Source organism: Micromonospora sp. NPDC002411 (assembly GCF_053592955.1).
This window is the reverse complement of the sequence record NZ_JBSFBM010000035.1, coordinates 22,214-30,013: the sequence shown is the minus strand read 5'-3', so window position 1 is coordinate 30,013 and position 7,800 is coordinate 22,214. Positions and strand designations below refer to the sequence as shown.

The following is a 7,800-nucleotide window of genomic DNA, read 5'->3' as shown; positions in this document are numbered from 1 at the left end:
GACGAAACCGCAACGCCGCCGGGCGTCGTCCGGGCCCGCCGCAGGCCGGCCAGGTCTTATGAAACAGGCCCTAGCGCCTGTTTCGCCCAGCTCGCCCTTGTGAAACAGGCCCTGGGGCGGGTTTCGGAGCGTTACGCCTGTTCGGACTTGGCCAATTCGGCGAGCTGGTCGAAGGTTCGGACGAGGTGGGCACGCCGCTGTTCCTTGTGGCCGGGTGTGGGCTCCAGGTCGTCGATGGCCCCATCCCAAACGGCCAGGAACGTGGTTTTCCAGCCGGTGATGGTGTCCGAGTCGGGCAGGTTGGCCCCGACGTAGTCCTGTTGCGCAATGAGGTGGAGCAGCTCGAGGTTGCAGGGCACGGCCACGCCCCAGTACTCATCGGGCTCGATCCTGACGGGGTCGCCGGACATCGCCTCGGCGACTTCGGCGACGAGGCGGTCAGTCAAGACCCCCAGATGATCCGCGGCGGTGTCGTTGTCGAAGTTGCCACTGCCCCAGCTTCCCATGGTCCCCCACCTGTCGTGCCCGCTTGTCCGGTGGATTGAACCAGGCCGGCACGACAGGTGGCGTGAGAGCAGGCCCACCTGCTCATCCGCCTCAGCTGTCTGCCATCCGACCAAGCGTGCCTGATCGGTTGGCAATTGGCGTCCGGCCGGTGTTACAGCCAGTGTGGACGGCCGTTGGCAGGAGATGAGAGGTTCTCTATTTTTCAGTATTGAGCCGCCCGGCAGGCGCCGTGCCGTCTCGTCACGAGAGGTTGGTGCCCGATGGCGATGAAGACCCAGCCACTGCTCCGGACGGCACTGCCGGGCACCCCACCACCGGCCGGCGGTTGGGCCACCACAGGCGGTGTGCACCGCCGGATGCGGCCCGGCTTGGCGGCTCTGGTCGCCGTCAGCGTGGTCCTCGCCGGAACGATCGCCGCGACGATCGCCGACCCGACCCCGGCCGCCGCCAGTTGCAGTCCGAATCCCGTGGTCTGCGAGAACGCTCAGGCAGGGCAACCGGCCTCGGAGTGGGACATCGACGGTTTCGGTGACTGGACGATCCAGGGTTTCGCCACCGACATCAGCGTGAACCGTGGCCAGCGGATCGACTTCAAGATCGACACCGTGTCGAGCGCGTACACCATCGACATCTACCGCCTCGGTTGGTACGGCGGCGCCGGCGCCCGGCGGATCACACCGGTGACGCCGTCGGCGACACTGCCGCAGCACCAACCCGACGAGTGCATCACCAACCACGAGACCCAGATGTTCGACTGTGGGAACTGGCGGGTGTCCGCGTCGTGGCAGGTCCCGCCGGACGCCGTCTCCGGCGTGTACGTCGCCCGGTTGAAGCGCACCGACGTCGACACCGGCAGCGCGAGCCACATCACCTTCGTGGTGCGCAACGACAGCAGCACCTCAAGCCTCTTCTTCAAGACCTCCGATGCCACCTGGCACGCCTACAACACCTACGGCGGCGGGAACTTCTACGAGGCGCTGCAGAACGGCCGGGCATTCGAGGTCAGCTACAACCGGCCGTTCTCCACCCGGGGCAGCAGCAACGGCCGTGACTTCCTGTTCAGCAACGAGTACCCCATGATCCGCTTCCTGGAGCGCAACGGGTACGACGTGAGCTACACCACCGACATCGACACCGACCGACGTGGCGACCTCATCAAGAACCACGACGTGTTCCTCTCCGTCGGACACGACGAGTACTGGTCCGGCCCGGAGCGCGCCAACGTCGAGGCGGCCCGCGATGCCGGCGTCAACCTGGCCTTCTTCAGCGGCAACGAGGTCTACTGGCGGACCCGGCTCGCGCCCAGCGTGGACGGCACCAACACCCCGCACCGCACGCTGGTCTGCTACAAGGAAACCTGGGCCAACGCCGACATTGACCCGACCAACGAGTGGACCGGCACCTGGCGAGACCCGCGGTTCATCCAGCCCGGCAACGGCGCGGGACAGCCGGAGAACGCGCTGACCGGCACCGCCTACATGAGCAACAACACCGACCTCGCGCTACAAGTGCCCGAATACCAGGGCAAGTTCCGGCTGTGGCGGAAGACCGGCCTCGACAGTATCGGGTCGGGCCAGACAGCGACGCTCGCTCCGCACACGGTCGGCTACGAGTCCGACGAGGACGTGGACAACGGATTCCGGCCAGCCGGCCTCATCCGGCTCTCCACCACGACCGGATCAACACCGGAATACCTGCGCGACTTCGGCAACACGGTCACCCCGGGTGCCACTACGCACCACCTCACGATGTACCGCGCCGCCAGCGGAGCTCTGGTGTTCGGCGCCGGGACCGTCCAGTGGGCGTGGGGTCTGGACCCGGTCCACGACGGCACCACCTCGCCGGCCGACAGCCGCATGCAGCAGGCCACCGTCAACCTCTTCGCTGACATGGGGGTTCAGCCGGCGACGCTGATGCCGGACCTCGAGCCGGTGTCGGAGTCCACCGACACCGTGGCTCCCACGGTCACCATCACCTCACTGGCGAACGGCTCGACGGTCACCAACGGCTCCCTGGTGACCGTGCAGGGCAGCGCCGCCGACGCCGGTGGTGGCCGGGTGGCGGGCGTCGAGGTGTCGACCGACGGCGGCGCCACCTGGCACGCCGCCGAGGGCACCACGTCCTGGTCGTACAGTTTCCATGCCAGCGGCGCCGGCACCCAGGTGCTCCGGGTCCGGGCGATCGACGACAGCGTCAACATGCCGGCGACGCCGTCCACGATCACTCTGAAACTGGCCGGTCCCAGCACCCTCTTCGGCTCCCGGGTGCCGGACAATCCGGCGGTCAACGACAGTTCTCCGGTCGAACTGGGCGTGCGATTCACCTCGCAGAACGACGGCTACGTCACCGGCGTCCGCTTCTACAAGGGCGCAGCCAACACGGGCACGCACACCGGAAGCCTCTGGACGAGCACCGGTACCCGGCTGGCCACCGGAACGTTCGTCGGGGAGACCAGCGCCGGCTGGCAGACGCTGGCCTTCGCCAGCCCTGTGCCCATCACCCACGGCACGGAGTACGTCGCGTCCTACACCGCACCCAACGGCGGTTACGCCGCCGACCCACTGGCGTTCAGCGGCCGGGACGTGAACTCCGCTCCGCTGATCGCTCCCCGCTCCATTCCGTCCCGGGGCAACGGCGTCTTCGCCTACGGCAGTGGCTTCCCGACGTTGACGTACAAGGACGTCAACTACTGGGTGGACGTGACGTTCATCGACAGCGCGGCCGGGGCGCCGAGCCCGGTGACAACCGCACCGTCGGCGAACGCCACCACAGTGCCGATCACGGTACGTCCGTCCGTGATCTTCTCGAAGCCGTTGAACCCGACGTCCATCCAGTTCGCCCTCCGCAACCAGGCGGGCGTGCCGGTCGCCGGCACGGTCGGATACGAGGACGCGACCAAGACGGTGACCTTCACCCCGTCGACCGCCCTGGCCACCGCGACCCTCTACACCGCCACCGTGACGGTGGTCGACAACCAGGGCAACCCGGGTGACCAGCCCACCGTCTGGTCGTTCACCACCGACGCGTACGCCGCCATCTACACGATGTTCCCGCCGAACGCGACGCCGCAGTCGGCGGCGGACAGCGACCCCAGCGCCGTGGAGCTGGGCGTGAAGTTCGTCCCGTCGACAAACGGACGGGTCGTCGGGGTGCGCTTCTACCAGGGCCCGGGCAACAGCGGTACGCACACCGGCAGCCTCTGGACGGCCTCCGGCACGCTGCTGGCCCGTGCCACGTTCTCCGGTGAGTCGGGCTCGGGCTGGCAGAGCGTGCGGTTCGACAGCCCGATCACGGTCGCCGCCGGTACCACGTACGTCGCGTCTTACTTCGCACCCAACGGCCACTACGCGTCGACGTCGAACTTCTTCTCGACGCTCTGGACCAACGGACCGCTCAGTGCGCCGCCGACCACGGCCAACGGCGTCTACAACTACGGCAGGCACGCGTTCCCGCAGAGCTCGTACCAGTCCAGCAACTACTGGGTCGACCCGCTCTTCGTGCCGGACTCGGCGCCCGGCCCGGACCCGACACCGACACCAACGCCGACGTCCAGCCCCAGCCCGACTCCACCGCTGGGTCCGCCGGTCAGCCTGTTCAGCGACACCGACACACCGCAGCATCCGAGCTGGAGCGACCCGAACTCGATCGAGGTCGGCGCGCGGTTCACCGCGGACGTCGGCGGTTCGGTGACGGGGGTGCGATTCTTCAAGGGGCCGGACAACAACGGGCTGCACACCGGCACGCTGTGGACCTCCGGCGGAGACCTGTTGGCGACGGCGTCGTTCACGAACGAGACCGGATCCGGCTGGCAGGTCGCCACATTTTCACAACCCGTCAACATTTCGGCGGGGACCACGTATGTCGTCTCCTACTGGACCTCGGTCGGGCAGTACGCGGTCAATCTGAACGCCTTCTCGGGCCAGGGGATTGATCGGGGACCACTGCACATACCGGCAGGTGGAGCGGGCTTCCGCTACGGCGGCGGCTTCCCCGATTCTGCCGCTTCGCACAACTTCTGGGTGGACGTCGTATTCCGCCCGCACACGTGACGCAGTCAATTACCGGACAGCAGCTCCACGCAGTCGGAGGTTGTGCGTCAGCGCAGACGTACGGCACCTTGAGGAGCGGCGCGGCCCTGCTTGCGCGGATCTCTGTAGACAGGCGATTGAGGGAGTCCTGGTGAGCCTCGCCGACGTGAGCGTCACCGCGTGGTGACGCGGGAACGGCCACGCCCGTTGCGGCGGCGACCGACCGTTTCCGTCGTGGTTCCCTGTTACAACTACGGCCGTTATCTCCCGGCCTGCGTGCAGAGCATTCTGACGCAGGAGGGCGTGGACGTCGATGTCCTGATCGTCGACGACGCCTCACCCGACGGCAGCGTCGAGGTGGCCCGCACGATCGCCGTGGATCCGCGGGTCCAGGTGATCGAGCACGTGGTCAACCAGGGTCATCTCGCCACGTACAACGAGGGCCTGGCGAAGGCGACCGGCGACTATCTGGTCCTGCTCTCCGCGGACGACCTGTTGACGCCCGGTTCGTTGGCGCGGGCCACAGCGTTGTTGGAGGCGCATCCGGAGGTCGGGTTCGTCTACGGGTTCTCCGCGGCGTTCAACGACCGCACGCCCACCCCGCGGACCCGGGCGACCTCGTGGACGATCTGGACCGGCGAGCAGTGGCTGAGGGAGAACTGCGGGCGGGCCACCAACCCGGTGTCGACGCCCGAGGTGGTGATGCGGGCGAGTGTCATGCACGACCTCAAGGGATACGACTCGCGGGTGCCGCACGCCGCGGATTTCCTGCTCTGGCTACGCGCCGCCGCCCGCGCCCACGTCGGCCGGGTCAACGGGGTCGACCAGGCTTTCTACCGCGTACACGGGGCCAACATGCACGTCCAGGAGTACGGCGGCATGATCCGAGACATCACCGAGCGACACACCGTCTTCGAGATCCTCTTCGCCGAGGAGGGCGACCGGGTCGAGCCGGTGCGTCACCTGCACACCGCGGCCCGCACGGCGCTCGCCCAGACGGCATTGTCCCTCGCGTGCCGTGCCTACGAGTTCAATGACAGCGGCGACGAGTTGCCCGAGCGGTTGGCGGCCCTGGCGGAGAGCATCGACGCCGAGGCGCGGGGGTCGCGGCTCTGGCGGCGCTACGAACGCAATGTACGCCGCGGACGACGGCCTGAGCGCCCACCCTGGCTGCGGCGGCTGGCGGACCGGGTGGATCGCCGGGTGCGGTGGGGCTGGTGGCGTTGGCGGGGCATCCGAGTCTGACCGGCGCGGCGGACAAGCAGAACCACGAGGGCGAAGGGGCGGTTGACGGCATGTCGGCGATTTCGGAGCGAACGGTTGACGTCGGCGTGGCCGATCTCCCGTCGGCCGGGCGATCGGAAACACCTACCCCGGAGGACGGCCTCGGTCGGGCACAACGCCTCGGCGCGCACTCACCCGCCGAGGCCGAGGAGGTCCTCGTCCTGTCCGGCCTGAGCAAGGTGTACGAGCCGACGCCGCGGTGGATGCGGGTCCTGGCGCGGACGCACATCGCGTCGGACGTCATCGCGCTCGACGGCATCGACCTGACCGTTCGCGCCGGCGAGATCTGCGCGATCGTCGGCCCGAACGGCGCCGGTAAGACCACCCTGTTCCGGATAATCGTCGGTCTGACCACGGCGACCAGCGGCACGGGCACCCTCCTCGGGCTCGATGTCGAGCGAGACTCGGAGCAGATCCGCCAGGTCGTCGGCTGGATGCCCGCGGACGACCGGAGCCTGCTCATGCGGGCCACCGCCCGGGAGAACCTGCACATGCACGGCCGGTTGCAGGGCATGTCACCGCGGCTGATGGCGACCCGGATTCCCGAGGTCCTGGCGACGGTGGATCTGGAGTCGCGGATCGACACGGTCGTCGCCGGCCTGTCGGCCGGCATGAAGGCCCGGCTGAGGCTGGCACGGGCGCTGCTGTCCGGCCCCCGGGTGCTCATCCTCGACGAGCCGACCGGCGCGGTGGATCCGATCGCCGCGCACGGGCTCCTCGATCTGATCACCGATCTCGTCCAGCGTGAGCGACTCGCGGTGCTGATCTCGTCGCACCGCCTCGAAGAGATCGAGGCGCTACGTTCGCAGGCGCTGCTACTCGACAAGGGCCGGGTCAAGTACTTCGGCGACCTCGACAGCCTGCGGGAACAGTGGGAACGACCACAACTCGAACTGGTCTTCGCCTCCACCGACGCGGCCGACCAGGCGGCCGCGGGCCTGACATCGCTGGGCCTGGAGCTCACCGTCGACGGGCCCACCGTCCGGTGCTGGCTCAAGGCCCGCGATGGAGCGGGCGACGTGCTGGCCGCGCTTGGTGCCGGCACCCGGCAGGTCCGACACGTCCGCGAGATCCCGATGCCGCTGCGGGACCTCATCGCTCGCGCCTACCGGCACGACCAGACCGCAGAAGGCGGAGCGACATGAGCCTGGCCTACACCGCCCCGATCGGCCGTCGTGGCCTTTGGCGCAAGTCGCTCGACACCTGTGCGGCCTACGTCCGCATCGACCTGGTGGAAGAGCGGATGTTCCCGGCGACCACCATCCTGCGCTACGCCGCGGTGGTCTTCCCCGTGCTGCTCTACTTCTTCCAGGGCACGTTCCTGAACGCCACCGACGCGTTCGCCTTCATGCTCATCGGCGCGAGCGTCACCGCGGGCTTCCAGGACGCGCTGACCGCACTGACCAACCGGCTCCAGTTCGCGCAGGAACGCGGCACACTCGAGACCTACCTGGTGGAGCCCGTGCCGTGGGCGCTGATCCCGATCGCGATGAACATCTGGCGCAGTGTCACCGGCACCGTGATGGCGGCTTTCATGATCGCGTTCGGCAGCCTGTTGGGCGCCCAGATCGAATGGCGGTCCATCCCCCTCGCGCTGCTGGTGTTCCTGGTCGGGATAGCCGCCTGCAACGCCATCGGCACCCTCGCCGCCAGTTTCATCATCCTGTTCAAGCGCGGCGAGCCGGTCATCATGCTCTACAGCCTGGCCGCAGGCGTGCTTGGCGGCACCCTTTTCCCCATCAGCGTGCTGCCGGAGTGGATCCGCTGGGTCAGCTACCTCGTGCCGCACTCCTACGTCATCGCCGCCGAGCGGCAGCTGCTCATGGGTGATCCGCCGGCCGAGGGGTTGTCCCCGCTACTCTCGCTGGCGATCCTGACCGGGTTCAGTGTGATCATGTTCGCGATTGGTCTGACCGTCTTCGACCGCTCCCTGCGACTCGCCCGCAAGCTCGGCATCCTGAGCATCTGACGGCGGCGGACG

The 7,800-nt window shown here is 68.2% G+C and carries 5 protein-coding genes; 4 read left to right on the top strand and 1 reads right to left on the bottom strand.

Annotated elements, in window-relative coordinates; all coding sequences use genetic code 11:
* Nucleotides 1-131: 131 nt before the first annotated feature.
* The gene (locus ACWCO3_RS07210) at nt 132-506 is read right to left on the bottom strand and encodes a DUF4259 domain-containing protein (protein ID WP_358163638.1); all 375 of its coding nucleotides are present in this window, start codon (nt 504-506) and stop codon (nt 132-134) included.
* A 261-nt stretch (nt 507-767) separates the two neighbouring features.
* Here ACWCO3_RS07210 and ACWCO3_RS07205 point away from each other — a divergent pair, with 261 nt between their 5' ends.
* The 4 genes from ACWCO3_RS07205 (at nt 768) to ACWCO3_RS07190 (ending at nt 7,788) form a co-directional block, all read left to right on the top strand.
* Nucleotides 768-4,556 carry a DUF4082 domain-containing protein gene (locus ACWCO3_RS07205; RefSeq protein WP_450008956.1) on the top strand — a complete coding sequence of 1,263 codons (3,789 nt, stop codon included), beginning with the start codon at nt 768-770 and terminating at the stop codon, nt 4,554-4,556.
* A gap of 159 nt (nt 4,557-4,715) precedes the next feature.
* Complete coding sequence (locus ACWCO3_RS07200; RefSeq protein WP_145783766.1) at nt 4,716-5,780, top strand: glycosyltransferase family 2 protein; 1,065 nt, start codon at nt 4,716-4,718, stop codon at nt 5,778-5,780.
* A gap of 86 nt (nt 5,781-5,866) precedes the next feature.
* Nucleotides 5,867-6,964, top strand: a complete 1,098-nt coding sequence (locus ACWCO3_RS07195; RefSeq protein WP_358075780.1) for an ABC transporter ATP-binding protein — start codon at nt 5,867-5,869, stop codon at nt 6,962-6,964.
* Nucleotides 6,961-7,788: an ABC transporter permease gene (locus ACWCO3_RS07190; protein WP_145783771.1), complete on the top strand. Its 828-nt coding sequence runs from the start codon at nt 6,961-6,963 to the stop codon at nt 7,786-7,788. The genes ACWCO3_RS07195 and ACWCO3_RS07190 overlap by 4 nt, the downstream gene beginning before the upstream one ends.
* The last annotated feature ends 12 nt before the right edge of the window (nt 7,789-7,800 follow it).